The organism is Lysinibacillus sp. FW301-JW8 (assembly GCF_058788755.1).
Map to the genome: position 1 here is coordinate 42,619 of NZ_JBYTBB010000021.1, position 23,686 is coordinate 66,304.

The following is a 23,686-nucleotide window of genomic DNA, read 5'->3' on the forward strand; positions in this document are numbered from 1 at the left end:
TGTTATCAATATGCTAAAAGTACGAACACTTATTGTTTGCACAACGTCAAACGTCCTCAACTATTCTAGCATATTCCTCAGCCTTACCGCCTTGTTTTTCTTTTAGTTTTTACGATGAACAATATAGGCTGCAAACTCACGTAGTAAACCAACATCGACCTGTAATTGATCAAGTGCATGAATGGCAAATTGGTAATGCTCAGCTAACTTATCCTTTGCTCCATCCAATGATAATAGGGCTGGATATGTGCTTTTATCACTCGCTACATCCTTACCTGCTGTTTTGCCCAGCTCCTCTGATGTGCCCTCAATATCTAAAATATCGTCTTGAATTTGGAATGCAAGACCGATATGATGTGCGTATTCCTTTAATGTAGCTCGATCCTCTGGAGACGCATCAGCTAATACCGCTCCTGCTTCAATGCTAAATCGTAATAAGGCTCCTGTTTTATTGATATGAACATGCTCAAGCTCAGCTAAATTTAACTGGCGTTGTTCTCCTTCCATATCAAGTACCTGACCCCCAACCATACCTTCTGCGCCAGCGGCTATACTTAATAGGTTAACCAATTCAATGCGTTTTTCAGCAGATACATTCATGCGTGCTAAAATCCCAAATGCTAGCGTATTTAACGCATCCCCAGCAAGTGTAGCTAATGCTTCGCCATATACTTTATGATTGGTCGGTTTCCCTCTACGGAAATCATCATTATCCATGCTTGGTAGATCATCATGGATTAATGAATACGTATGGATAATTTCAATAACTGATCCTACAGTTAATCCATCCTTTAAATCCTTGTTAAATAGCTCAAGAACGGCTAACACGAAAAGTGGACGAATTCGTTTTCCTCCAGCTTTTAGCGAATATAGCATTGATTCTTTTAAATCAGCTGGTGCATCAATTTTTTCAACAAGTGCATACATTTCAGCTTCAACTTGCGGTATATTGCTATCAATAAAATGCTTTAATTGCTCATTCATTTCTTAATTCTCTCCCTTTAATGGATCAAATGCAGTCGTTTCACCTGTCTCTTGGACAATAGATATCAGCTGCTCCTCAGCATGTTGCAGTTTACTATGGCAAAATTGCGATAGCTCCATTCCTTGCTTATATAAATCAATTGCGTTTTCCAATGGTACATCACCTTGCTCTAGCTGACGGACAATTTCTTCAAGTGCTGTCATTGCTTCCGCGAAAGTCTGTTGTTTCTCTGCCACAACTATTCCCCCTCATTCTTTGGCAAAATTTTTGTCACTTCAGCGATAACCTTTCCATCATGGAAGGTCAGGGTTAATTGATCCTGCTGTTTGACTTCAGCGGATGATTTAATCATTTGTTGATCTTTATAAGCTACTGTAAAGCCCCTTGTTAGAATTGCAAGTGGATTCAATGCTTCTAAAGTTCGAATGGTTGCCTCAAATTGATGTTTTTGCGTCGTCACATATTGTGCTGAGGCACGTGTTAATTGTTGAATTCGTGTTTCTAGCTCACGTTGATAGAAAGTGAGTGCCTTTTTTGGTGAATGCTGCTCGATAGCACTATGTAGTTGCTGAAGCTGCGCACCTTTTTTCATCAAATCTACCTGCATGGCTTTTTGTAAGTTTGATTCGAGCTGAGCTAGTTTTTCAGTAAACGGACGATATAGTCTTTCTGGCATTGATAAAGGATAAGACTGTTGGAGCTTATTTAGACGTTGTCGCTCAGCCATAAGTTGCGCCCTCACTATTTGATGAAGCTGCGATTTTTGTGTTAGTACACGCTGAAATAAATCCTGTTGATCTGGTACAGCCATTTCAGCAGCAGCCGTTGGTGTAGGTGCACGTAAATCTGCTACAAAATCTGCAATTGTCGTATCTGTTTCATGACCAACAGCACTAATAATCGGTATGCGGCTACTAAAAATAGCACGAGCCACAATCTCCTCATTAAATGCCCATAAATCTTCTATTGATCCTCCACCTCGTCCAACGATGAGAACATCACAATAAGCATCGAGATTGGCTTGTTCAATATTTTGAACGATATTTGGCGCAGCTTGTCCCCCCTGAACCAGCGTTGGATAAATTAATACTTCAGCAAGTGGGTAACGTCGTTTTAACGTCGTACAAATATCTCGAATCGCTGCCCCCGTTGTAGATGTTAAGACACCAATTCTCTCTGGAAATCTTGGAATAGACTGCTTCCATTCTGGTTTAAAAAGACCTTCTTTTTGTAATTGCTCTTTTAATTGGTTAAAGGCAACAAACAAGCTACCAACCCCATCAGGCTGCATCTCCTGTACATATAGCTGATAGGTTCCATAACCCTCGTAAACGTTTACATCCCCACGGATAAATACTTGCATTCCTTCCTTGGGTTCAAACGCTAATTTAGTAGCTGCCGTTTTAAACATTGTAGCTGCAATTCGTGCACCATCATCCTTTAATGTAAAATAGATATGTCCAGATTGATGAATTTTAACATTTGATAATTCTCCCTTGACATACACCTCACGTAAATGTGGATCGGCATCAAATTTTCGTTTAATATATTTTGTTAATGCTTTTACCGTTAAATAAGAAGCAGATGACATGTTTTCGGCTCCTTTACTAAAATCAAGTTTTTCACAAAACTACAACTATCATAACATTTTTTAATGTCCTTGACGTGCCAAAATGCAGTTTCACTAGAAAAAATGACTGTCTTTCATCCTATTGAAAAAATTACTATAGCATAACTGTTTATTGGCGAACTATTGATAGCTTATACAAATGATAGATTTTATGAAGAAGTTTGACAAAACACAAAACAAAGCCTCCCAACAAATAACTGTTAGAAGGCTTTATATTAATAAAATATTAATAAGAGCGTACCTACAAGAAAACAATAATAAGTAAAATAACTAAGCTTGCCGCTTTTCATAATCCCCATAAACCAACGCATTGCAAAATAAGTCATGAATAATGTAGCGATAAATGTCGCTGCATACGGAATAGCTAATGTACCTTTATTAGGTTCATCTAAAAAATCTGTAATTCCAAGTACAACGCCACCGAGGCTTATTGGGATATAAAGCATAAAGGAAAAGCGTAGGGCTGTATCCTGCTTCATCCCCACAGCAATAGCAGATATAATCGTTGCTCCTGAACGACTGATACCTGGTGTGAGTGCTACAGCTTGACCTAAACCAACAATGACAGCATCTTTTACAGTCAAATCTGCATCCTTTTTTGTACCTCGCATATTGCGAATAAGCCAAAGGGCAATACCGGTTACAAACAGCATAAGTGCAATCGTTGTCATACTGACATTGTCCGCAATGACATCACTAAATAAAACCCCTAAAACACCTGCTGGAATCGTGCCAATTACGATATAAATGGCAAAACGAAAATCTGCCTTATAGCGCTTGTCACCGGTTTTAAGAAAGAGGAAAAAGTGTGAAATGAGCCGGACAATATCCTCACGATAGATATAAACAATGGCCAGCAATGAAGCGGTATTCGTTAAAATAGCAAAAGTAAAACCTTGCTCACCTAAACCAAGAATTTCACTTGCAATCATGACATGACCACTCGACGACACTGGTATTGGCTCCGTGAAGCCTTGTACAAGTCCAATAATAATATGCTTGATAATTAGTATGAGATCTATGTTTTCCATAAAAACCTCCTTTTTAGTATGTATGCCTCAAACAGTATATTAGACGGTAAAAGCATGGCAAAAGTTCTCAAAGATAAGTATAAATTTATATTTGGCTTATCAGCATAAGTAAAAAACCATCTCAAAAATTTCGAGATGGTTTTCAATAATTAAAAAGTTATTCTTATTGTAGTTTAACTTTATTTGCAAGCTTATTTTCAGCTGCTTGTACTGTGTTGAATAGTAACATTGTAATAGTCATTGGTCCCACACCGCCTGGTACAGGTGTAATATGTGATGCGATACCATCAACTTCATTAAAGTTTACATCCCCGCAAAGCTTGTTATTTTGGTCACGATTAATGCCAACATCAATCACAACAGCGCCTTCTTTTACATGCTCCTTCGTAATAAAGTTGGCACGTCCAACCGCAGCAATTAGAATATCTGCTTGCTTTGTAAATGAAGGTAAATCTGGTGTTTTTGAATGGGTATAAGTAACCGTTGCATCCTTTTGCAGCAGTAGTTGCCCCATCGGTTTACCAACGATATGACTGCGTCCAACGATGACTGCGTGTTTCCCTGCAATTTCGATTCCTGAATACTCAAGAAGCTTCATAACCCCGAATGGTGTGCATGGTAAAAATGTTTCTTGGCCAAGCATCATTTTCCCAACACTTACTGGAGAGAATCCATCAACGTCTTTATCCACAGCAATTGTGGCAATAACAGTATCCTCATCGATATGTTTTGGAAGTGGTAATTGTACTAAAATACCATGAATATCTTCACGAGTATTTAAGCGTTCAATTTGTGCCAATAATTCTTCCTGTGTCGTTTCTTCAGGTAGCTTTATCAGCTCTGAAAACATACCAATTTCTTCACATGATTTTTGCTTATTTCTCACATATGTAGCCGAAGCTTGGTTGTCCCCCACTAAAACAACCGCTAAGCCTGGTGTCGTACCTTGCTCTTTTAAGCTAGCTACACGCTCTGCTACTGATTGACGAATAGCTTGACCAATTTCTTTACCATTAATAATTGCACTTGACATAAACCTTCGTTACTCCTTCCAATTCAACACATTTTATTGTTCTGTAAATTTAGAAAGTACGCCATTGACAAATTTCGATGATCCTTCATCGCCAAATGTTTTGCATAGCTCAATTGCTTCATTCAATACTACTCTTTTTGGTGTTTCAGGCATGTATAAAAGCTCATATACAGCTAGGCGTAAAACTGTTCTCTCAATTTTGGGCAGACGGGCAAGTGACCACTTTTCAAGATGCTTCTCTAAAGTAGCATCAATTTCCTCCAAATGTTCAGCTGTTCCAGTAACAATTTTTTCGTAGAAAACATTTGTGGGCTGACCTTTAATATGTCCCATTGCTTCTTCGATTGTTACGTCAGTGTTGTCCAGCTGAAACAAAACTTGCAACGCTTTTTCGCGTGCCTCATGTCGTTTCATGTAAAGCTCTCCTTCTTAAGTGGCATTAAGGTTTATAATAGCATAAATTTGTACGAGAAACACGAATTCCAGCAAGTTTTCAATAATCTGAAACCTTTTTCAAGCAACTTTCTGCTTGTTTTAAGTATCTCAACGAACGGTAAAATACATGTCGAAAATGAAATTCTGTATTTCTTGTTTATTTAGTAAGAATGTTATAATAAAGACACTTATATTTCATCTTCGGAGGTGTTAATCATGCATTATGAAGTGAAGTGTACAAGCTGTAAAGTGTTATTCAAATTATACGAAGGTGAGGAACAATACAAACAATTAAAGGAACGCAAATCCAGCCTATTTTATTGCGAGGATTGCAAACATAAAATTCGCTTTGATGCCATTCGAAACTTCTTTAGCTCTTACTAGTGGAGGCAATTCATTTATGAAAGAACATTATTATACAATTGGTGAGGTTGCCAAGCTCTCTAACTTATCTGTACAGACCTTGCGCTACTATGACCAAATTGATTTATTTAAACCTGCTCATATCGATACCCATACTAATTATCGTTATTATAAAGATAATCAAATTTTTTACTTAGATATTATTAAGTCACTTAAATACATCGGAATTTCGCTTGAAGATATAAAAAGGGCACTTGGCTTAACTTCGGAAGAATTGCTCGTTTTTTTAGAACAGCAGGAGCAGCGAATTGAGCAAAAAATCACTCGTTTAAATGAAGTAAAGTACACATTGCTGAAAACAAAAAAACAAATGCAAGAACAAATTGATATTCCGATCTTTGGAGAGGTTTATGTTCAAGTAGAAGAGGAAATGCCCATTCTACAAGTTACGACAACTGAGCTTACACCTACATCTAGCACGAATACGTACTATGCGACACTCACGAAAATAATCGAACGTGAAGGAAGTGTCTTAAATAGTCGCTATGGTTGTATTTTTCCGCTTGCATGCTATTCGGATGTTCATACTATTATTTATGACGCTATCTTTACACCGCTCTTAACGGAACGCACATTTTCTAAGCTCTCTCCTAATATTAAGCAAACAATAAAGCCAGCAGGAAAGTATGTATGTATTGCTTTTATCTATCATCCTGATACTTACTTTTCATTTTATGAAAAACTAAGAGCATATGTAGAGGCACAACAAGTAGCCTATGAATCAACTGTTTATGAGCTATACATGCCTACTACCTTCAGCTTTGAGCATGAGAAGAAATTCATTGTTGAATTAAAGGTCAGACAAAAATATTAATTGTGTTCCCCTATCTAGAAATTTATTGTGTGCCCCTGCATAATAATTCACTCCTCCTGCCACACTTACCTAAAGCAAAGAATCGAAAAAATGTAAACAAATCTTTTGACCCTATAGTTACTATAGGGTTTATTGTATTACTCATGGAAATATTCTAGTAGACTTAGTTCTCATGTATTGTGAAAGTTTAAAGGAGAAAAAATATGGATAAGAAACAAATTTTAACGTTATCAATTTTATTATTGAATCTATTCATTGCCTTTTTAGGCATTGGTTTAGTTATTCCAGTACTACCAACCATTATGAATGAACTACATATTTCTGGCTCAGTTGTTGGTTACATGGTGGCAGCCTTTGCCATTACACAACTTATCGTATCCCCTATCGCTGGTAAACTAGTGGATAAAATAGGTCGGAAAGTAATGATTGTGGCGGGCCTTTTTATTTTTGGTCTTTCCGAGCTATTGTTTGGGGTTGGTCGCACGATAGAAATTCTCTTTATCTCACGTATGCTAGGGGGCGTGAGTGCTGCCTTCATCATGCCGGCAGTAACAGCCTATATCGCTGACATTACTACATTATCACAGCGTTCAAAGGCACTGGGCTATATGAGTGCTGCGATAAGCACGGGCTTTATCATTGGTCCAGGAATTGGTGGATTTTTAGCTGAATTCGGTACACGTATACCGTTTTATGCTGCTGGTATACTTGGCTTTGTAGCGGCTATCCTGTCATTAATATTGTTAAAAGAACCAACACGTGCTTTAGATGATCAAGAGGCTGCACCATCCATTTTAGGTAGTGTAAAACGAGTAATTAGTCCGCTGTATTTCATTCCATTTGTGTTAATCTTCGTGCTTTCCTTTGGTTTAGCCGCATTTGAATCGTTATTTAGTTTATTTGTGGATCATAAATTTGCATTTACACCCTCAGATATCGCAATTATTATTACTGGGAGCGGGATTGTCGGTGCTCTTGCACAGCTATTATTATTCGATTGGCTGACAAAAAAAATGGGTGAAATTAATGTTATTCGTTATTCACTGATCCTCTCTGCTGTTCTAACATTTGCGATGACAGTTGTAAGTCATTATTTTGCAATCTTATTTGTAACATTCTTTATTTTCGTCGGCTTTGATTTAATACGTCCTGCCGCTACCTCTTATTTATCCAAAATTGCCGGAAACGAGCAAGGTTTTGTGGGTGGTATGAACTCCATGTTCACAAGCCTTGGTAATATATTTGGGCCAATTTTAGGCGGCATCTTGTTTGATATTAACTTAAACTACCCCTACTATTTTGCAACAATCGTATTAACCCTTGGCGTTATCCTTGCTTTATTTTGGAGAAAGCCAAAGCATATTGAACTATAATGTATTACTAAAACATTTCCTAATAGAAAAGGGCTGCCACTCGGGCAACCCTTTTTTTGTTATTCGTGTACAGCAACCTCTTCTTTTTCAAAATGAATGCCAGTAATGTGGACATTCACCTCAGCTGTTTCCAGTGCAGTCATATTAAAAATTGCCTGACGAATTTGACTTTGTACTTCCTTCGCTACCTTTGGAATAGCATGGCCATATTTCACAGAACAAAATACATCAATGGCAATTTCACCTGTTTCCGTCACACCCGATTTAATGCCTTTATTGTGCACTTTTTTACCGAAGCGCTCAACAACACCCGTTGCAATATTTCCACGAGTTGCAGCAATGCCTTCAACCTCATTTACTGCGATCCCAGCCACAACTTCGATTACTTCCGCAGCTACTTCAATTTTTCCAAGTTCTTCTTTGCCAGAAGGAGTTGGTTGTACGAAAGATTGTCCTACTTTCTCAGCCATACAAATATCATCCTTTCCCTAACACATCACAAACAAATGCTGTTCTTACGCTTATTATACTATAAAAAGGAAGGTTTGGCTGTCGAAAGCCGTTTTAGCCGATAAATTTAAAAAGTTGGGTGATAAAACATGACTTTTTTTCGATAACTCTAAAGATTCTATCGATAAACCAACATTACTTCTCTATAAAAACTAACAAAAGTTTTTTTAAGTCGGGTGTTATATGGAAGAAGGCCTCTTCATATAGTGGTTTGGTGAAAGCTTTACAATCACAATTATGTATTGGGGGAAGTACAATGGAAAATGAACAAGATCAGATATTGACAGCAACAGATCTGCAGGATAATGAGAATTCTAAAAGCTTTGCGGACAAACTATATGAACAGATTACTTCCGTTATTGGTGGCAGTAATGCAAATCAATTTTTTTGTATGAGCCTTCCCGGAACGTTAATTAGTGCCTCACAGTATGCCTATGACATTGACAATAACGAACCGAAGCCTGCTTATGTAAGAGCTAATGAATCAAAGCTTGTCAATAAATTGTTTGATGCCTGTCAGATGACAGCCTCTGATAATGGGCGTCACCTATCAACTCAGTATAAAACTGCACTAGATATGTTAACACCTAAATTAAATAGTAAGCTATTTGAGGCGAAAAACAAACTAAGAGAGGTTTTAATGACGCCATATCCTTATAATTTTGGGGATGGCAAGCAGGATGTACTTACGCTTGAGCAAGTATTCTACCGATTGTATAGCGATTATGTAGAGGCAAAGCAAGCATGGGCTGAAAAACAAGTGGCAAAGAAAAACGAACTTGCGAAAAAGTACCCAGAGCAGACAGCCGAAGACTATAAGCAACGTAATAATGAATTTTTAGATTGGTATGAAATAACGGCAGAGGCAGAAGTGCTTGGAGTAGAGGAAAAACTCGGTAAAGTTTTAAGTGTTTTTTCCCCAGGTGATATGGAAATTATTAATGGTATTTTAGATAGTGGTGTTGGGCGTGAAATTGCGGAGGCGCGTTCTACAATTGCCAATGTAGGAAAAATGAATCCAGATGGTGGACATGTTTATCCTGTTCAGCTTTATCCTGAAAACTGGTTTACTTTATTGAATACCTCCTTTACACCTATTGACTTACTCGAAAGTCCGGCAGCATTAGCACAGCAGCTAGCCGTATTAGTAGCTCAACGTAGCAATATTACAAGTAATATCAACTCATTTTTAGCAATTATTCCGGATGAAAAAGAAGTACAAGCATTAAAAGAGGCTTATGAAAAAAATGATACAGCGTTTAAAGCGTCACTTGAAGCATTGCAGAAAACGTATGCTAATACAACACTCGATATGTTAAAAACATTGGTTGATGTGATGGCTTCCCAAGGTTTACAGGAAGTAACAAGCGTTTTACCTTCAACGGTTATGCGTATTTTTGGTGTTGAAAATGATAAGGTAAAAGATTTGCTTGATAAGCTTAGTGCTAACTTTAAGGATTGTTTAACTGCACAAAATGATTTAATTGACAAGGCACAAAAGGCAACAAATGCTGCGATGCAATATTTTGAAGCGAACAATAAGCTCCAATTCAAATCCATGCTCTCCCCCTTACAACAGCAGCTTGACAATACAAATCAGGATATTGAAGCATTAAAAGAGAAAATTAGACTTGCAACTGTTTTACAATCTTCAAAGGAGGCTAGTAAGCAAACAGAGGAAAATGAAGTTGCACCAAATCATGTGCCCGAGAATTTTACACAGATTATTCTCACATCTAGCCTAAAAGAAGCGAATCAAGCTTCCTCTTCCTATGCTTCAGCCTCTTCCTCTAACTATGGCGTATCCTTTTTCTTTGGTGGCTATTCTAGTAGCTCTAGCCATAAGGAAGCGATCAGCAAGGCATTTGCTAGTAGCTCAGAGATGTCCATCCAAATTGGCCTGTCTGTAGCAAAGGTACAAATTGGTCGAGAATGGTTTAATCCTGGGGTCTTTTTACTGACAGAGGATATGTATAATACATCAAGCAAATCCATTGCACCATCGAAAGATTATCAAGATTTTTCAAAGGAACGCTTTAAAGAAATGAATCAATGTGTTTTCCCATGCTTCCCTACGGCATTTGTTATTGCGCGAGATGTCACAATTAAGTTTACTTCTGCAACCGCTATGTCAGATTCATTTGCACAAAGTGTTGAGGATCATTCAGCAAGAGGTGGAGGCTTCTTTATTTTCGGTGGAAGCAGGTCTTCTTCCTCATCCTCAGCACAAAGTAATTCCAGCGTGCAATCCTCTGCTAATAGCGTTACGGTGCGCTTTACGAATCCGCAAATTTTAGGCTATTATCTTGAAGCAACAGCAGCAGATAAAAGTGTTAGCATTAACAATACAGGGGCTAGCAGTAATACTGATTTCATCTCTATTTTTGAGTTCGTTACGAAATTCCAAGAAATGCTAGATGATTACAATAAAAAATATAATAAACAGACTTTAAACCTATAGGAGGAATAAGAATGATTACCAATATGCCAACGACAGTAGAGGGTGCTAAATTGCAATTGACACAGGAGCAGGAAGCGCGTTTCCGAGTAGTTTATCGTAAAACAAAGGATGAGCAAGGTGCTTATTTTGCTGATTTATGGAATCCAGAGACAGACTATACAGACGAATTTATCATTGTTCCTTTAAGATCGGTATATGATAGTGTGACAGATCCTTTAGATATCGGCACAACGTTTGCCAATGTGGAGGGTAGTACTCATGATCCAAGGCATGGAGTGTCATCTTGGATTCAATTACTAAAAGTCTGTTTGCAAAATGAGTATGATGTCACTTCTTGCTGTGCGGAGCAAAACAAAATTTATATAGGTGATTCACAAGATGGAAGTGATGATAAAACGAGAGGATTTAGCTGTAATGATACAATAGTAGGCGGTCATGTAATTTTACAAGCAACCAATTCAAGTTCAGTTGATGAGGGTGGTTATGTACATTTATTACCGATCTGTCACAAGCATAATACGTTTCGCTATACAGGCGGTACTGGCGCAGGCTATTATATGAAATTAGAGCGTGAAATGAAAGCAGTAAAATTAAAATCGTATTTTCAACTATCTGCATTAGTAGAGGAATAATCATAATTTAAGAGATGTGGCTAACACAAAGTCATCTCAAGTCAATAAAAGTCAAAATCATCTTTCAAATCAAATATTAGACAAAAAAACCTCCTAGCTGCTAAAAGTTAGGAGGTTGTGAATTTGTGAATGCTTACTTCTCTGTCTCTAATCCTCCCAATACATCGTTCTTTTCAAGGAAATTCGTAATACATACTCCCTCAAGCATCAACCATCCCATAAGAATCGAACAACCTCAGAACGCTATTGTATACTTCGTTCCGTTTCTTTTCAAATAGTTGACAGTTGCAAAAGAAATCGAAAAAATTCTCATAATAAAATGGAATGCGACACACTTCCTTCTATGTTTAGGTTATATTTTTTTCACTACTTGTAATCTAAATCTTTATGAAATCGGCAATTAATCTCTATTTTCCTTTTTTCTAAATACCAAAAAGCTACTGTCAACATTAATAAGAAAATAGGAATCAAACCGATATACTTCCAAGCATTGTTTGCTCCCAAAAAATAATAAGATGCAACTAGTATAGACGCAATTGTACTTATAAACATGTAAATCCACGAAAGCTTAACTACTGCTAAAATGAAGGCAAAAATTACGATAACAAAGGAAACACTCCAGAGTAATAGCATGAATATCCTCCCTTTCTCTTTCTAACGTAAGCCAAAATCTTGATAATGAAAACACTTCCTAAAACATGGAATCATTTATTTCGAAATCTCATAAGAAATCTGTTTCATAATTGATCTCCAACAATATAGTTAAACTTTCTGAATTTATCTTATTATACCAAATAAAACCTATCATTGAAAAAAGTCGATTTGCCACAAAAAAATTGATGCAAATCGAATTTTTAGTTTTTTCAATATAAAAAGTGAATTATTTTTTGTACCCACTGTTGAAAGACGTTTAATGTACTTGATTGAATCAACGTGAAGATGGTTTTCTATGGGGACAAGAGGAAGTAAATAGATAGTTCAAAAAAGTACTCAGAGTTGGAATTCCAAGCAATTAGCTTCACTGTTTTAGCTCAGGATTAGCATTGTCAAGCGAATTCGCAGCTATGGGAGGAGATACTCAGTTTCTCGAAGGGTACTACGTGTTACTTTCCAAAAAACAATATGGAAGTTTAAATGAAATGCTCTTACAGAACGGGAACAATTTCTAACTGATATTGAGTGTACTTGGAGATGCCACTATAGATTCTACTGAAGAAAAAACACTAAATAATGGGGCTATTATTATCTACTGTAATAGTGAATAATAATTACCACTTTTATACCAACTCAGGATTTATTATGCTATAATTCTCTGTAGATAGCATTTTCAGCTAGTAAGGAAAAAGGCCGTTCTTTTAAGGGAGAATACTTCATGAAGAATATACTATTTAAATTATTCATAGTTGTAGCGTGGATATATTGTTTGGGACATATTTTATATGGTTTCCCTACTGATACCGTTGTAATGCGTTCGGTTAAAGGTGTAATGTCGATAGTTTTTTCTTGTAGTCTACTGTTCTTTTTATTTAAAATAATTGATACAAAACAGAAAAAAGAGCTGAATGAATAATCATTTGGGGCAATCATTCCTTTTCTACAATCAATACCATAGGCAACACACATCATTTTAGGGCTTGTGCATAAACACACACAAGTCCTTTTGTTTATGTTCTTATACTTTCACGAGAATACTCCTTTACATTCATTCTACCTATTCTCTACTATCCTCACAGACTCGTTAAATGGTTCTAGGATCTTGCTAGTTACTCATGTAATTAACTCAAAGCTGAATAGTTGGTTACTCGATTGCATTGAGCACTGTTTACAGAACAGGCATCAACAACTTGGTACTTCCTTAATAATTGTTTAATGAATCACAACTTATCCATTATCGTTAAGACCTTAGTCCTCTATGAAAATATCTGTACAAAATCATACAAATTAGATGATGATACATTTACTCTTATTTACCGCTCCAACTTGGCTTGTCATTTAATTTGAGTATTGTATAGCAATTTCCCTATGAATTGTTGCTCCTTATTACTGAATAGATTTCTAAAAAAATCGCCCTTATCTTACTAAATTAGGAGTAATTGCTAATCATATTTGTTGCAATATTACCATTTATATACCAACCAACACTTGCCTATGTTATGATTTCTTTAGAGATATAATTTTCATTTAGTATGATTGGAAAAAATTTAGAGGTGAGTATTCTGGAAAAAAGTATTCAAAAATGGGCAATTTATGGGTTTTTTATTTCATTAGCTTTATCTATCTTACTTGTGGACTACAAGGAAACTTACGATTTTGATGGTGGTTATTCAACAGTGTATGTACCTGTGTATGATTATATTGTTTCTATCATTCGATATAGTGTAATAGGTGCATTTGCAGGAGTGATTGTAGGTTGGGGTTTTGGTAGAAGAATATATGAGGATAAAGAATAAATCCAAACAATACCCCATCCCATCACATATCAATCTAAGGGCTAGTGCGTAAAATTCCCTAAGCCCTTTGTTTATATCTTCACAACCTCTCTTGTAGCTTTACTCATAAGTTGTGATACCACTTTTATTTTATGAGAGCTATCGTTAGCACCTACTTTTCTCTATGTAAATATCTATCTGTAATCACTCGCTTTAATCAATGAAACAATTTGGCCTGTGTATCGCCGCTCTTTCATCTATTTGTCCATTGGTGCAATTAATACAGGTTTTTGATGTGATTCATCATGTATAAGCGATTGATTAGTTTAGTAGCGTTTTAGACGCTGTCGTATCGCCTGCTGTAACAGCTAATCTTCCTTGTTAGTGCTACAAGCATCTACACCCATATTTTAATAAATATGTTACACTATACCAAACAACAGATTGATTGAGTTATTGTGTTTATGATTATTCCTCATATATGCAAGTCCTTTTGTTATGCTTCCTCAACCTCTCCTGTAGCTTAACACAAGACTTTGTAGCTCCCATCAAGCAATCTGTGTCAATGAATTTAGTTATGAAAGGTTCGAGGAGTGTCAAGAAAGGATTTTTTTAACAAAAAGAAAAGATGACTTTTATAGTCACCTTTTCACTTGTATGTAGCAATTTAGTTATTGAATATTTGTTCGTAACGGTGGAAGAATGCCACTGTGTGCGCTCTTGCTAGAGAATCATTTGGTTTAAACTCTTCATTTGTTTTAGTAGTTGTTAAACCATTATCACGAAAGAATTTAATAGCTTCTGACTGAGATACAGTCTTACCATAATGCATTGAAGCTAAGATACGAGCGAAGTTACCCCGTGTGATATCCTTCCCTGCAATGGCTTGTTTGGATGCTGTGTTTGCACCTAGTACTGGTAGAGAGTATTTTGTAGCCAGTTGGTAGTTTACGTCTCCATACCATGAAGTTTTAGCTATCGTTGAAGCTAGTTCTGATGGTTTGAAGTAACGAAATAGGATAGATAACATTTGGTTTTCCGTTAAGTTATTGTACGGTTTAAGTAAGTTTTCGTACTTACCTGTTGATGGGTTTTTCACGTTTGGGTCTCCACTGATGATACCGATGTTGACTGCCCACTTAAAATCCTCAGCCCAGTATTGGTTTGCATTGTAATCAGCAAACTTTGATACATCAACGTTACCCGTTGTTGGCGGTGTTACCGGAGGTGTTGGCGTTGAAGCTGAGTAGTTTAAATAACTTGATGCTACATACCCCTCTGTCCCGTCACTTCTTTTCACAGGATACCAAACAAAATGGTTTTTCTTCGTTGATACTTTTTCATATTCAAAAGGACCCGTAATGGTAACAATTTCGCCTTCACGTAAAGTACCCATAGAAGGACTATCCGTAGAAGGTCTTGACCTAAATTTTACATTAGTTGTTGTTGCACTAACTTTTTGATTTGTTTCAAAAAAATACTTTGATTTGTTTAATGGTAAATCAAAAGGATAGTTCATCGCTGAAAATTTAATATTTTCCCTGCTGTTAGAGTCATATTGAAAATGTTCGCGTGTAAAAGGCAGCTCTACTAAGTCTATTAATTCCAATTTCTCAATAATTCGGAGAATTCTTTCTTGATAGGCATTTGCATTTCTTTCACCAGTTGCTTGGACAATTGGACTATTTACTGGCTTAGTACCATTATAAGCCATGATAGCGAAGTACCAATGTTCCAGTACATCTCTTTCTCCACTGTTGATGCTAGGTAAATCCTTCCGCTTAAACATATTATCTAGAGTCTCTACACCAGCTTGAATATTATAGACAATATCGCTTTTTAATCTATCTTGATTGTAGCCTGCTTGATTTGTAATTTGCATAATGCCTATTCCATTATCAGCTGACACAATCGCTTCACCATTCACATCGAAATGACGCCAATTTCCACTTTCACCTTCCGCTATTGCCTTCACAATTTCAGGAGGAACATCATATTTCAGTGCTGTTTCGGTTAACAAACAGTTCATTGTGGAATAATCAGGGTTTTTTTTCGATGCCGAATCATACTCACATGTATTTTCAATATTATTAGCTAATACATTTTTATCTATATTTATAGATAGAGAGATGGCACCAATGGCAATAACACTAATCAATGGTTTCAATATCTTTTTCATATCTGATTATTACACTTCCTTTCATATTTTCTAAAGTTAAAAGATTCCATATATATGTTATCATAAACCCAATATTTGAGATAGAGGTAATAGTCAATGTTTCTATCATTTAACAGGATTGAGTGATAAATGATAGCTCTAACATATATTGTTTAATTTGGTGAAAAGGTTGTAGATAGTAATTGTTGGATTTTTACTTTTTTGTGAAATAGGTAAGCTTCCTAAAGTCCATTGTAACAAGCCGCCCCAGCCAAATCCACCACTGTTGTTTCTATCGACGTTCATTTGCTTCAAAATCAATAATTGTACTTTTTGGCACTATATATAATAGAGGTTAAATAGATCTACTACTCTATTATTCCCTATTAATACGGACAAATAATATGAATCGTAGCCATCTACGCTTCTATTATATATAATGCGAATATCTACATTAGTTAATTTTTAAAAAGGTAGTTGCTCTATAGTCACTACAACATCATTCCTTTTATTTAAACATCTTTAGTCATAACCATCATCTTTTGGAATGACTTCGGTACTTCATAGAAATTACTGTAACTGTTTGTTGCCATTCTATCACCATCTGACATACCTATCACATAGTAGTCTTGATTGAACTTGAAAGAAATCAGATCGTAACCCTTTAGAGCATTAAGGTATTTAATCATTGTGCGTCTTGGTAGACCTGCTTCAACACTTAGTTTCTCGTAAGAACATCATAACCATTTCTAAAAATGTCATGCTTATGCTTCAACCAACTATACAAATAGAAGCCTATTGTGCCAATTTCTCCCGACAATCGCATTTGCTCTTTGACAATCATTAAAGCTGAATGAGCGCTAATGCGATTGCCTTTTAATCGAACAGAATTAACATCTACCACAATGGATGGCGCTATAATAAATGGCTCGTCATGCTCATTCTTAGCCAAATCAAATATCCCTGTTCTCTGCTTATTTTTGGACATAAAAAAACCTCCAACCTAAATATTTTAGAGTTAGAGGTAAAAAATTTTGGAAATTCCTATTTGTTTTATTCCAATTTTTTTTCCTTAAATGCTTACTTCGCTTTTTCCGCTACACCCAATACATCATTCTCTTCTAGGAACTTCGTATTGAATTGCGCCGATTTGAAAACATCATTGTTCATCAATGCTTGGTGGAATGGAATTGTTGTATTGATACCAGGACCAGATACTTCAAATTCGCTTAGTGCGCGGTTCATTTTCGCAATCGCTTCTTCACGTGTGTCTGCATGAACAATAAGTTTTGCCACCATTGAATCGTAATACGGTGGGATTGTATAGCCAGCATAAACTGCAGAATCAATACGTACACCATAGCCGCCTGGCGTTACATACGTATCGACAGTACCAGCTGAAGGCATGAAGTTTTTATATGCATTCTCTGCATTAATTCGGCATTCAATTGCCCAACCATTTAATTTTATATCATCTTGTGTAAACGGCAGTTTTGCACCAGATGCAATTTTTAATTGTTGTTGTACAAGATCTACACCAGAAATCATTTCTGTTACTGGGTGCTCTACTTGGATACGAGTATTCATTTCCATGAAGTAGAATTTATCTTCTTGATAGTCATAAATAAACTCGATTGTTCCAGCGCCTTCATAGTTACAAGCTTGTGCCGCTTTAACAGCGGCCGCTCCCATTTCAGCACGACGTTCAGAAGATAGAGCTGGAGATGGAGCTTCCTCTACTAATTTCTGCATACGACGTTGAACTGTACAGTCACGTTCACCTAAATGTACGACATTCCCATGACCATCTGCTAATACTTGGATTTCACAGTGACGGAAGTACTCGATGAATTTCTCTAAATATACTCCAGGGTTACCGAATGCTGCAGCAGCCTCTTTTTGCGTAATTTCGATGCCTTTCACAAGATCTTCTTCTGTACGAGCTACACGGATCCCTTTACCGCCACCACCAGCAGTTGCTTTGATGATAACTGGGTAACCGATTTTTGCAGCCCATTCTTTACCTGTTTCGATGTCTGGAACAATACCAGTACCTGGAACAAGCGGAACACCTGCTGCTTCCATTGTAGTTCGGGCAACGTCTTTAATACCCATAATTTTAATGGAATCAGATGAAGGACCAATAAATTTAATGCCAGCATTTTCACAAGCTTCAGCAAAATCAGCGTTTTCAGATACAAAGCCGTAACCTGGGTGAATACCATCAGCACCCGTTTTCTCTGCTACGCTTAGTAAAGCCGGGAAGCTAAGATAAGAATCTTTGGATAGCTTTGGCCCGATGCAATATGCTTCGTCTGCTAATTTCACATGTAATGCGTCTGCGTCTGCTTCAGAGTATACGGCAACAGATTGAATGCCTAACTCTTTACAAGCACGAATGATACGCACAGCGATTTCGCCGCGGTTTGCAATTAAAACTTTTTTCATGGTTTGCACTCCTTACTCAGCTTTTACAAGGAATAATGGTTGTCCGTATTCTACTAATTCGCCATCTTTAACAAGTACTTCAACGATTTCCCCTTGAACTTCTGCTTCAATTTCGTTGAATAGCTTCATAGCTTCTACGATACAAACGATTGTTTCGTTACCAACTTTGTCACCCACTTTAACATAAGCTGGTGATTCTGGGTTTGGAGACTGGTAGAAAGTACCAACCATAGGCGATACAACTTTATGTAACGATGGGTCGTTAGCTGTTGGTGCTGCTGCAGTTGGTGCTTCTTCAGCTTTTGCTGGGGCAGCTGGTGCCGCAGGAGCTGCTGGTGCAGATTGTTGTACAACAGGGGCTACTACTTCTTTTTTCGGTGCTACAGTTTCAGTAACAACAACACCATTCTTTTTTAACTTAACTTTTGCGCCATCTACTTCATACACAAACTCGTCAATTGAAGAAGAATCTACTAATTTAATGATTTCACGAATTTCTTGAATTTTGAACATTTCTAACTCTCCTTATGAAATAAAATCTACTACAAGCACTATTCTATATTTTTTTCGAACAATTTGAAATAGTTAAATGAAAATTAAGTAAATATGAACAAAATAAAAGGCTTTCCTTTACTAAACGAAAGCCTTTTCATTGCACTGATATATAACAATGACTAATAAATAAACAGAATATTCCTTTTTTTCTTTATCTTTTAATAGTTATTAGCACTGAATTTTACCTGTACATCATTTGCACCTTCCCACTCCGTTCTTACTAAATAAATGATCTCATTTGCTTGAGATTTTGATAGCTCTTCCGCCATAACTGTAACAGATACTTTGCCACCGTCTGCTTTTACAAACGCATCAGAGTAACCTAAAGATTTAATTAACATTTCTAGCATTGCTTCTGCTGATTCTTGTTTAATAAGGCTATCAATGTCATTAAATGCTTGATTTTTTTCGTCTGCAGTGTATTCTTGAGAAGCAATCTTCTGCGTTAATTGTTGACGAAGCTGGCTTCTTTCATCACTAACTTGCATGCGCATTTCTTCAAACAAATGGCTAGGTGAGGAGACTTCCTGCGTCAAATCCTCTTTCGTAGCCTCCTTATCTGTTACACCTGTTACGGCAGTTTGCTGTAAAGTATCATCTGTAAAAATAGTTAGTCCATTAAATTGTTTTGCTGGATCAACCAAATAATACACTGAAATTACTGCTACTAGACTTAATAATGTCATAAACCAAACTGTTCTTCTACGTACGCGCATTTACTTTTCCTCCTTATTTTCCATTGGAACAATAATTATCCGATGAATCGGTAACTGCATCACTTGACTGACAACCGCACGAATCTCATTTTTCATAAAGATATCTTTTGCACCTTCTGAAACAATGAGCAGCCCTGTTACTTCTTTCGTACTTTGCTCAGTCCCTCGAAAATATTGGCTAAATAGTTTATTTTCGTCCTTCTCATCAGTCATCTCTCCGTAATAAAAATATACTTTAACCTCCCCAACACCTTGCATTGCTTTCAGTGTCTGTTCCAGTTTTTCTTCATTGGTTGTCGGTGTTGCTTGATTATTTGTAGAATTCGTTTGATACATGGGTAAAATGATGAAAATTCCTACGGAGGCGGCAATAAGCATTAAGATCATAAATGACGTTGTTTTTTTTCGAGCCTTTTCCACATCACTTGTACATTGCCTCCTTTCATCTTCTCTTTTTCAAGTGTATGTACGCTTGTTTCTTCCTATGAATTGATAAATGGAATCTTTAATAGCAATTGCAAAAATACTAACGTAATCACCAGTTTTGTCAGTGAAATTATTTCTTTATCATCTGTCAAAAAGACAAATATCTGACATACAAAGAGCAATGCCAATAAAAGAATCAATCTATCTCCCCCCGGCCATAACTTGTACAAAAACGATGAGGAAAAAACAAGAAAACATAAATGAAAAAGCAATTAAAAATGATACTGCACATAACGTAAATAGAGATTTACTAACGTGATCTAGTAATCTGCAAATATCATCAAAAGCAATCGGTTCTAAAATAGCTGCCAGTAATTTTAACGAGTAAGCACTGATAACAAGCTGTAATGTCGGAATAAATGACACAGTAATAACCGCTATAAAGGCACTAATACTACTAATAGAAGAGGAAAATTGTGTCATATGCTGGAACATTGAAAAACTATCAACAATAAAAGAGCCAACCACTGGAATATTTTCTTCAATTAATTTTTTGACAGGCTCTGCAACCGCTGCATTCACACTAAATGCCGCTACACCGCTTGCTGACATTAAAATAATGTAGCAAATAACAGATGCAGAGACGATGCTCATAATGGTAAAACGGATCAAATCAGCAATTCTTGTAAAGGAAATTTCTTTCACAATGACACTACATACATCAAATACAATGGCAAATAACACGCCTGGTATCAGCCATTTACTACTAACTATTGTTAGGACTTGTACAAAAAAAAGTAAAAAAGGCTGCCAGGAAGCAATTGCCGTAATACTACTTGATAAAAGAAAGCTTGAAGTAAGGATGGGGTAAAATGCTGTAAATATGTGGGCAAGTCCCTGTGCTATTTCATCAATTAGTTGAAATGACTTCACTACTACAGGTCCTATTGTTGCGAGCACAATCAGAAAGAATAGTATTCTTGTCCCTTTTTCGAATGTAGGTAATAGCATATTTATGATTAAAATAATGACGACATACCCACACAGGGTGAGCGTCATCTTCAGCAAGAGAAAAAATGGATCAATTAAAAATGACAGTATCTGCTCCTGCATGATCTTCGCCCCTTAGTTTAGCCGTTGTAAAATAGCTGACACCTCCTGTAAAACAGCCAAAAATTCTTTAAACCAATACAATAAAATGACAACTTTAACCCCATCAATCACTATGTTTCCGAGTACTTTATAATTGTGCTCTACAAGTAACATTGACATCCATTGCCCCACATAAAAAAGACTGGCGCTTATGACAATCGCTTTTGCATATGGTAAAATAGCCAACGTCTCGAGCAGCTGTTTGATGAACGGCAATAAGAGTGTCGAGAACAACATACCGAACAATAAAAATGAAAACATTACACTAATTAGCGCATGGAGTGGCTGTATGACTTCTTTTATAAGTAATAATAAAAGCAGCATGACAACAGCTACGATGACAATTTCCATCTACACTTACCCTGAAGAGGTCAACCATTGAAAGAATGTAAGGATTTCATTGAAAAATAGACGTAAAAATCTCAACAATTCCGCTGTCATGTATAAATAAGCAATGAAAAAGAGGAAAAACGAAAATTCTTTTTTTCCTGTTTGGTCAAAGAAAACATGAAGAAGCGCAACTACTAGTCCCACTCCAGCGACTCTTAATACGTCTTGTAATTCCATGCATACGCCCCCTCGTGTACAGCAATATATGTTGCAACCAATAAAAAAAGACCTCTATACATTTGTATAGAGATCTCAGTTTTAATGACGTGTTGTTATACCGTTTTAAACGGTGAACAACACATCAATATAATCATAGTAATTTTTCAATAATGTTTTTCACAGTGCCTGTCTGTTTTACTAAATAGCTATTTTCACCCATCCACATAGATAGATATTCAGCATTCCCCTGTTCCGCACTTTCTTTACGAATCGTTGTCGTTAAATGATTTTGCAAAGGATAGGGAGCTACAGGTGCATCTTTCATACGTTCTGTAAAATCATTCGCTAAGCCTCTTGCTGGTTTTCCTGTAAATGCACGAGTAATAGTCGTTTGCTGTGCTTCTGATTGGAGTACAGCATTTTTATAGAGCGGTGAAATTTCACACTCATCTGCCACTAATAAAGCCGTGCCAATTTGAACTGCCTGTGCACCGCTGGCTAAAGCTTTTTCCACATCTTCTTTCGTGACAATTCCCCCTGCAGCAATAATAGGAATTGAAATTTGTCCAACTACTTGCTGCAATAAGTCATGCAATGTAATTAATTGCATAGGTTCAGTGAAGGAGCCGCGATGACCTCCAGCCTCACGACTTTGCAGAACTACAGCATGCATCCCCTCCTGTTCTACACGCTTTGCCTCTTCTAACGTAGTGGCTGTACCGATAACAAATACCTTATTGTCCTTTAAACGTTGTATAACATCTGCAGAAGGAATGCCAAATGTAAAGGAACAAACGGCGACATTTTCATCAAGAATAGCTTGCACTTGTCCTTCAAATACTTCCTTGGACATAACACTTTGTACAGGTGAAAGACCCAGCTCATCATAAAATGGTTGTAAGGCCATACGAGCTTTTTGAAGGACTTCGATATCAATACGTGGATCTTCCTGAACAAATAAATTCACAGCAAAGGGCTTCTTTGTAAGCTTTTTTACTTCCTGGATAAAACTTTTTGTTTGCTCTCCATTTAAGTAACCCGCCCCTATCGAGCCTAAAATTCCTTCCTCCGCACAGGCAGCAACAAATTTTGGTGATGTTACACCTGCCATCGGTGCTTGAATTATTGGATAAGATATCCCTAATGTTGTTTGTAGCATAGCACTCACTCCTCACGTTTATTGTAACATTTCTGCCATGTATGACCATAAATCGTATGATAGAAACAATTACAAGGCTAGTAAAAAAACGTACAACGCCTCTATCGAATGTCACAAAAAACAGTTTTTTTTGCTTTATATGTATAAAAAACAAATAAAAACCTACTCTTTCGCTTATAAAAGAGCAGGTTTTTTAAAAGCATTACGCACGAGAAACGTACGAGCCTTCTTCTGTATTGATGATTAACTTATCACCTTGGTTAACGAAGAATGGCACTTGTACAATAAGTCCTGTTTCAAGTGTAGCAGGTTTTGTACCACCTGAAGCTGTATCTCCTTTGATACCAGGCTCTGTTTCTGTTACTTCTAGCTCTACAGTGTTTGGTAACTCAACACCTAGCATTTCACCTTGGTATGATTGAATATAAACTTCCATATTCTCTCTAAGGTATTTTAATTCATATTCAATAGCATCTGAAGCTAGTTCAGTTTGCTCGTATGATTCTAAGTCCATGAACACATGCTCGTCACCTTGTGCATAAAGATATTGCATTTTACGATTGTCAATTTGTGCTTTTTCAACTTTCTCGCCAGCACGGAATGTTTTCTCATTCACTGAACCGTTACGAAGATTACGTAATTTAGAACGTACAAACGCAGCACCTTTACCTGGTTTAACGTGTTGGAAATCTAACACACGGTATAATTGGCCATCTACAATAATTGTAAGTCCTGTACGAAAATCATTTACTGAAATCATTTGTGTT

At 36.7% G+C, this 23,686-nt stretch carries 26 protein-coding genes; 7 read left to right on the forward strand and 19 right to left on the reverse strand.

The window, feature by feature from the left end; translation table 11 throughout:
* Positions 1–102: 102 nt before the first annotated feature.
* The 6 genes from AC3WOM_RS10810 to nusB form a co-directional block, all read right to left on the reverse strand.
* Positions 103–984, reverse strand: a complete 882-nt coding sequence (locus AC3WOM_RS10810; protein WP_427539334.1) for a polyprenyl synthetase family protein — start codon at positions 982–984, stop codon at positions 103–105.
* 3 nt (positions 985–987) lie between these two features.
* Positions 988–1,221, reverse strand: coding sequence for an exodeoxyribonuclease VII small subunit (gene xseB, locus AC3WOM_RS10815; RefSeq protein WP_053597070.1), 234 nt, complete (start codon positions 1,219–1,221; stop codon positions 988–990).
* 2 nt (positions 1,222–1,223) lie between these two features.
* A complete protein-coding gene (gene xseA / locus AC3WOM_RS10820; RefSeq protein ID WP_427539337.1) occupies positions 1,224–2,576 on the reverse strand; it encodes an exodeoxyribonuclease VII large subunit in 1,353 nt (450 codons plus the stop codon).
* Positions 2,577–2,830: 254 nt separating this feature from the next.
* The gene (locus tag AC3WOM_RS10825; RefSeq protein ID WP_492446694.1) at positions 2,831–3,646 is read right to left on the reverse strand and encodes an undecaprenyl-diphosphate phosphatase; all 816 of its coding nucleotides are present in this window, start codon (positions 3,644–3,646) and stop codon (positions 2,831–2,833) included.
* Between the two features lie 163 nt (positions 3,647–3,809).
* On the reverse strand, positions 3,810–4,679 hold the full coding sequence (gene folD / locus AC3WOM_RS10830; protein ID WP_427539343.1) for a bifunctional methylenetetrahydrofolate dehydrogenase/methenyltetrahydrofolate cyclohydrolase FolD: 870 nt from the start codon (positions 4,677–4,679) through the stop codon (positions 3,810–3,812).
* Between the two features lie 33 nt (positions 4,680–4,712).
* Positions 4,713–5,093, reverse strand: a complete 381-nt coding sequence (gene nusB / locus AC3WOM_RS10835; protein ID WP_427539346.1) for a transcription antitermination factor NusB — start codon at positions 5,091–5,093, stop codon at positions 4,713–4,715.
* Positions 5,094–5,330: 237 nt separating this feature from the next.
* Here nusB and AC3WOM_RS10840 point away from each other — a divergent pair, with 237 nt between their 5' ends.
* The 3 genes from AC3WOM_RS10840 (at position 5,331) to AC3WOM_RS10850 (ending at position 7,724) form a co-directional block, all read left to right on the forward strand.
* Positions 5,331–5,498: a DUF2197 domain-containing protein gene (locus AC3WOM_RS10840; RefSeq protein WP_492446696.1), complete on the forward strand. Its 168-nt coding sequence runs from the start codon at positions 5,331–5,333 to the stop codon at positions 5,496–5,498.
* A gap of 16 nt (positions 5,499–5,514) precedes the next feature.
* Positions 5,515–6,351 carry a MerR family transcriptional regulator gene (locus AC3WOM_RS10845; protein WP_427539352.1) on the forward strand — a complete coding sequence of 279 codons (837 nt, stop codon included), beginning with the start codon at positions 5,515–5,517 and terminating at the stop codon, positions 6,349–6,351.
* A 203-nt stretch (positions 6,352–6,554) separates the two neighbouring features.
* Positions 6,555–7,724, forward strand: a complete 1,170-nt coding sequence (locus AC3WOM_RS10850; protein ID WP_427539355.1) for an MFS transporter — start codon at positions 6,555–6,557, stop codon at positions 7,722–7,724.
* Between the two features lie 59 nt (positions 7,725–7,783).
* Here AC3WOM_RS10850 and AC3WOM_RS10855 read toward each other — a convergent pair whose 3' ends face one another.
* The gene (locus AC3WOM_RS10855) at positions 7,784–8,194 is read right to left on the reverse strand and encodes an Asp23/Gls24 family envelope stress response protein (protein WP_286923609.1); all 411 of its coding nucleotides are present in this window, start codon (positions 8,192–8,194) and stop codon (positions 7,784–7,786) included.
* A 296-nt stretch (positions 8,195–8,490) separates the two neighbouring features.
* Here AC3WOM_RS10855 and AC3WOM_RS10860 point away from each other — a divergent pair, with 296 nt between their 5' ends.
* Positions 8,491–10,695 carry a hypothetical protein gene (locus AC3WOM_RS10860; RefSeq protein ID WP_492446698.1) on the forward strand — a complete coding sequence of 735 codons (2,205 nt, stop codon included), beginning with the start codon at positions 8,491–8,493 and terminating at the stop codon, positions 10,693–10,695.
* Positions 10,696–10,706: 11 nt separating this feature from the next.
* Entirely contained in the window at positions 10,707–11,327 is a 621-nt protein-coding gene (locus AC3WOM_RS10865; protein WP_492446700.1) for a hypothetical protein, read from the forward strand.
* A 366-nt stretch (positions 11,328–11,693) separates the two neighbouring features.
* Here the strand turns inward: AC3WOM_RS10865 and AC3WOM_RS10870 are convergent, their stop codons facing one another.
* Positions 11,694–11,960, reverse strand: a complete 267-nt coding sequence (locus AC3WOM_RS10870; RefSeq protein WP_492446702.1) for a hypothetical protein — start codon at positions 11,958–11,960, stop codon at positions 11,694–11,696.
* 739 nt (positions 11,961–12,699) lie between these two features.
* Here AC3WOM_RS10870 and AC3WOM_RS10875 point away from each other — a divergent pair.
* Entirely contained in the window at positions 12,700–12,897 is a 198-nt protein-coding gene (locus tag AC3WOM_RS10875) for a hypothetical protein (protein ID WP_492446703.1), read from the forward strand.
* 637 nt (positions 12,898–13,534) lie between these two features.
* Entirely contained in the window at positions 13,535–13,777 is a 243-nt protein-coding gene (locus AC3WOM_RS10880) for a hypothetical protein (protein WP_427550197.1), read from the forward strand.
* A gap of 646 nt (positions 13,778–14,423) precedes the next feature.
* Here the strand turns inward: AC3WOM_RS10880 and AC3WOM_RS10885 are convergent.
* From AC3WOM_RS10885 to efp, 11 genes are all read right to left on the reverse strand, one after another.
* Positions 14,424–15,935, reverse strand: a complete 1,512-nt coding sequence (locus tag AC3WOM_RS10885; protein WP_427550199.1) for an SH3 domain-containing protein — start codon at positions 15,933–15,935, stop codon at positions 14,424–14,426.
* Between the two features lie 697 nt (positions 15,936–16,632).
* On the reverse strand, positions 16,633–16,902 hold the full coding sequence (locus AC3WOM_RS10890) for a hypothetical protein (protein ID WP_427548968.1): 270 nt from the start codon (positions 16,900–16,902) through the stop codon (positions 16,633–16,635).
* Between the two features lie 92 nt (positions 16,903–16,994).
* Positions 16,995–18,362, reverse strand: coding sequence for an acetyl-CoA carboxylase biotin carboxylase subunit (gene accC / locus AC3WOM_RS10895; protein WP_427548970.1), 1,368 nt, complete (start codon positions 18,360–18,362; stop codon positions 16,995–16,997).
* Between the two features lie 12 nt (positions 18,363–18,374).
* Positions 18,375–18,875, reverse strand: a complete 501-nt coding sequence (accB, locus tag AC3WOM_RS10900) for an acetyl-CoA carboxylase biotin carboxyl carrier protein (protein WP_492446706.1) — start codon at positions 18,873–18,875, stop codon at positions 18,375–18,377.
* A 200-nt stretch (positions 18,876–19,075) separates the two neighbouring features.
* Positions 19,076–19,633: a SpoIIIAH-like family protein gene (locus tag AC3WOM_RS10905; RefSeq protein ID WP_492446708.1), complete on the reverse strand. Its 558-nt coding sequence runs from the start codon at positions 19,631–19,633 to the stop codon at positions 19,076–19,078.
* Positions 19,634–20,053, reverse strand: coding sequence for a SpoIIIAG-related protein (locus AC3WOM_RS10910; protein ID WP_492446709.1), 420 nt, complete (start codon positions 20,051–20,053; stop codon positions 19,634–19,636). It lies immediately after the preceding gene.
* A gap of 207 nt (positions 20,054–20,260) precedes the next feature.
* Positions 20,261–21,172: a stage III sporulation protein AE gene (locus AC3WOM_RS10915; protein WP_427548977.1), complete on the reverse strand. Its 912-nt coding sequence runs from the start codon at positions 21,170–21,172 to the stop codon at positions 20,261–20,263.
* Positions 21,173–21,184: 12 nt separating this feature from the next.
* Positions 21,185–21,562, reverse strand: a complete 378-nt coding sequence (locus AC3WOM_RS10920) for a hypothetical protein (protein WP_492446711.1) — start codon at positions 21,560–21,562, stop codon at positions 21,185–21,187.
* Positions 21,563–21,568: 6 nt separating this feature from the next.
* A complete protein-coding gene (locus AC3WOM_RS10925; protein WP_012295089.1) occupies positions 21,569–21,778 on the reverse strand; it encodes a hypothetical protein in 210 nt (69 codons plus the stop codon).
* 133 nt (positions 21,779–21,911) lie between these two features.
* Positions 21,912–22,919: an NAD(P)H-dependent flavin oxidoreductase gene (locus tag AC3WOM_RS10930; protein ID WP_492446712.1), complete on the reverse strand. Its 1,008-nt coding sequence runs from the start codon at positions 22,917–22,919 to the stop codon at positions 21,912–21,914.
* Between the two features lie 202 nt (positions 22,920–23,121).
* Positions 23,122–23,679, reverse strand: coding sequence for an elongation factor P (efp, locus tag AC3WOM_RS10935; protein WP_427548983.1), 558 nt, complete (start codon positions 23,677–23,679; stop codon positions 23,122–23,124).
* Positions 23,680–23,686 lie beyond the last annotated feature (7 nt).

What these genes read in the sequence shown, in the direction of transcription:
- AC3WOM_RS10810 (WP_427539334.1), bottom strand. Translation starts at nt 984, where the DNA reads ATGAATGAGCAATTAAAGCATTTTATTGATAGCAATATACCGCAAGTT.
- xseA (WP_427539337.1), bottom strand. Translation starts at nt 2,576, where the DNA reads ATGTCATCTGCTTCTTATTTAACGGTAAAAGCATTAACAAAATATATT.
- AC3WOM_RS10825 (WP_492446694.1), bottom strand. Translation starts at nt 3,646, where the DNA reads ATGGAAAACATAGATCTCATACTAATTATCAAGCATATTATTATTGGA.
- folD (WP_427539343.1), bottom strand. Translation starts at nt 4,679, where the DNA reads ATGTCAAGTGCAATTATTAATGGTAAAGAAATTGGTCAAGCTATTCGT.
- nusB (WP_427539346.1), bottom strand. Translation starts at nt 5,093, where the DNA reads ATGAAACGACATGAGGCACGCGAAAAAGCGTTGCAAGTTTTGTTTCAG.
- AC3WOM_RS10840 (WP_492446696.1), top strand. Translation starts at nt 5,331, where the DNA reads ATGCATTATGAAGTGAAGTGTACAAGCTGTAAAGTGTTATTCAAATTA.
- AC3WOM_RS10845 (WP_427539352.1), top strand. Translation starts at nt 5,515, where the DNA reads ATGAAAGAACATTATTATACAATTGGTGAGGTTGCCAAGCTCTCTAAC.
- AC3WOM_RS10850 (WP_427539355.1), top strand. Translation starts at nt 6,555, where the DNA reads ATGGATAAGAAACAAATTTTAACGTTATCAATTTTATTATTGAATCTA.
- AC3WOM_RS10855 (WP_286923609.1), bottom strand. Translation starts at nt 8,194, where the DNA reads ATGGCTGAGAAAGTAGGACAATCTTTCGTACAACCAACTCCTTCTGGC.
- AC3WOM_RS10860 (WP_492446698.1), top strand. Translation starts at nt 8,491, where the DNA reads ATGGAAAATGAACAAGATCAGATATTGACAGCAACAGATCTGCAGGAT.
- AC3WOM_RS10865 (WP_492446700.1), top strand. Translation starts at nt 10,707, where the DNA reads ATGATTACCAATATGCCAACGACAGTAGAGGGTGCTAAATTGCAATTG.
- AC3WOM_RS10870 (WP_492446702.1), bottom strand. Translation starts at nt 11,960, where the DNA reads ATGCTATTACTCTGGAGTGTTTCCTTTGTTATCGTAATTTTTGCCTTC.
- AC3WOM_RS10875 (WP_492446703.1), top strand. Translation starts at nt 12,700, where the DNA reads ATGAAGAATATACTATTTAAATTATTCATAGTTGTAGCGTGGATATAT.
- AC3WOM_RS10885 (WP_427550199.1), bottom strand. Translation starts at nt 15,935, where the DNA reads ATGAAAAAGATATTGAAACCATTGATTAGTGTTATTGCCATTGGTGCC.
- AC3WOM_RS10890 (WP_427548968.1), bottom strand. Translation starts at nt 16,902, where the DNA reads ATGTCCAAAAATAAGCAGAGAACAGGGATATTTGATTTGGCTAAGAAT.
- accC (WP_427548970.1), bottom strand. Translation starts at nt 18,362, where the DNA reads ATGAAAAAAGTTTTAATTGCAAACCGCGGCGAAATCGCTGTGCGTATC.
- accB (WP_492446706.1), bottom strand. Translation starts at nt 18,875, where the DNA reads ATGTTCAAAATTCAAGAAATTCGTGAAATCATTAAATTAGTAGATTCT.
- AC3WOM_RS10905 (WP_492446708.1), bottom strand. Translation starts at nt 19,633, where the DNA reads ATGCGCGTACGTAGAAGAACAGTTTGGTTTATGACATTATTAAGTCTA.
- AC3WOM_RS10915 (WP_427548977.1), bottom strand. Translation starts at nt 21,172, where the DNA reads ATGCAGGAGCAGATACTGTCATTTTTAATTGATCCATTTTTTCTCTTG.
- AC3WOM_RS10920 (WP_492446711.1), bottom strand. Translation starts at nt 21,562, where the DNA reads ATGGAAATTGTCATCGTAGCTGTTGTCATGCTGCTTTTATTATTACTT.
- AC3WOM_RS10925 (WP_012295089.1), bottom strand. Translation starts at nt 21,778, where the DNA reads ATGGAATTACAAGACGTATTAAGAGTCGCTGGAGTGGGACTAGTAGTT.
- AC3WOM_RS10930 (WP_492446712.1), bottom strand. Translation starts at nt 22,919, where the DNA reads ATGCTACAAACAACATTAGGGATATCTTATCCAATAATTCAAGCACCG.
- efp (WP_427548983.1), bottom strand. Translation starts at nt 23,679, where the DNA reads ATGATTTCAGTAAATGATTTTCGTACAGGACTTACAATTATTGTAGAT.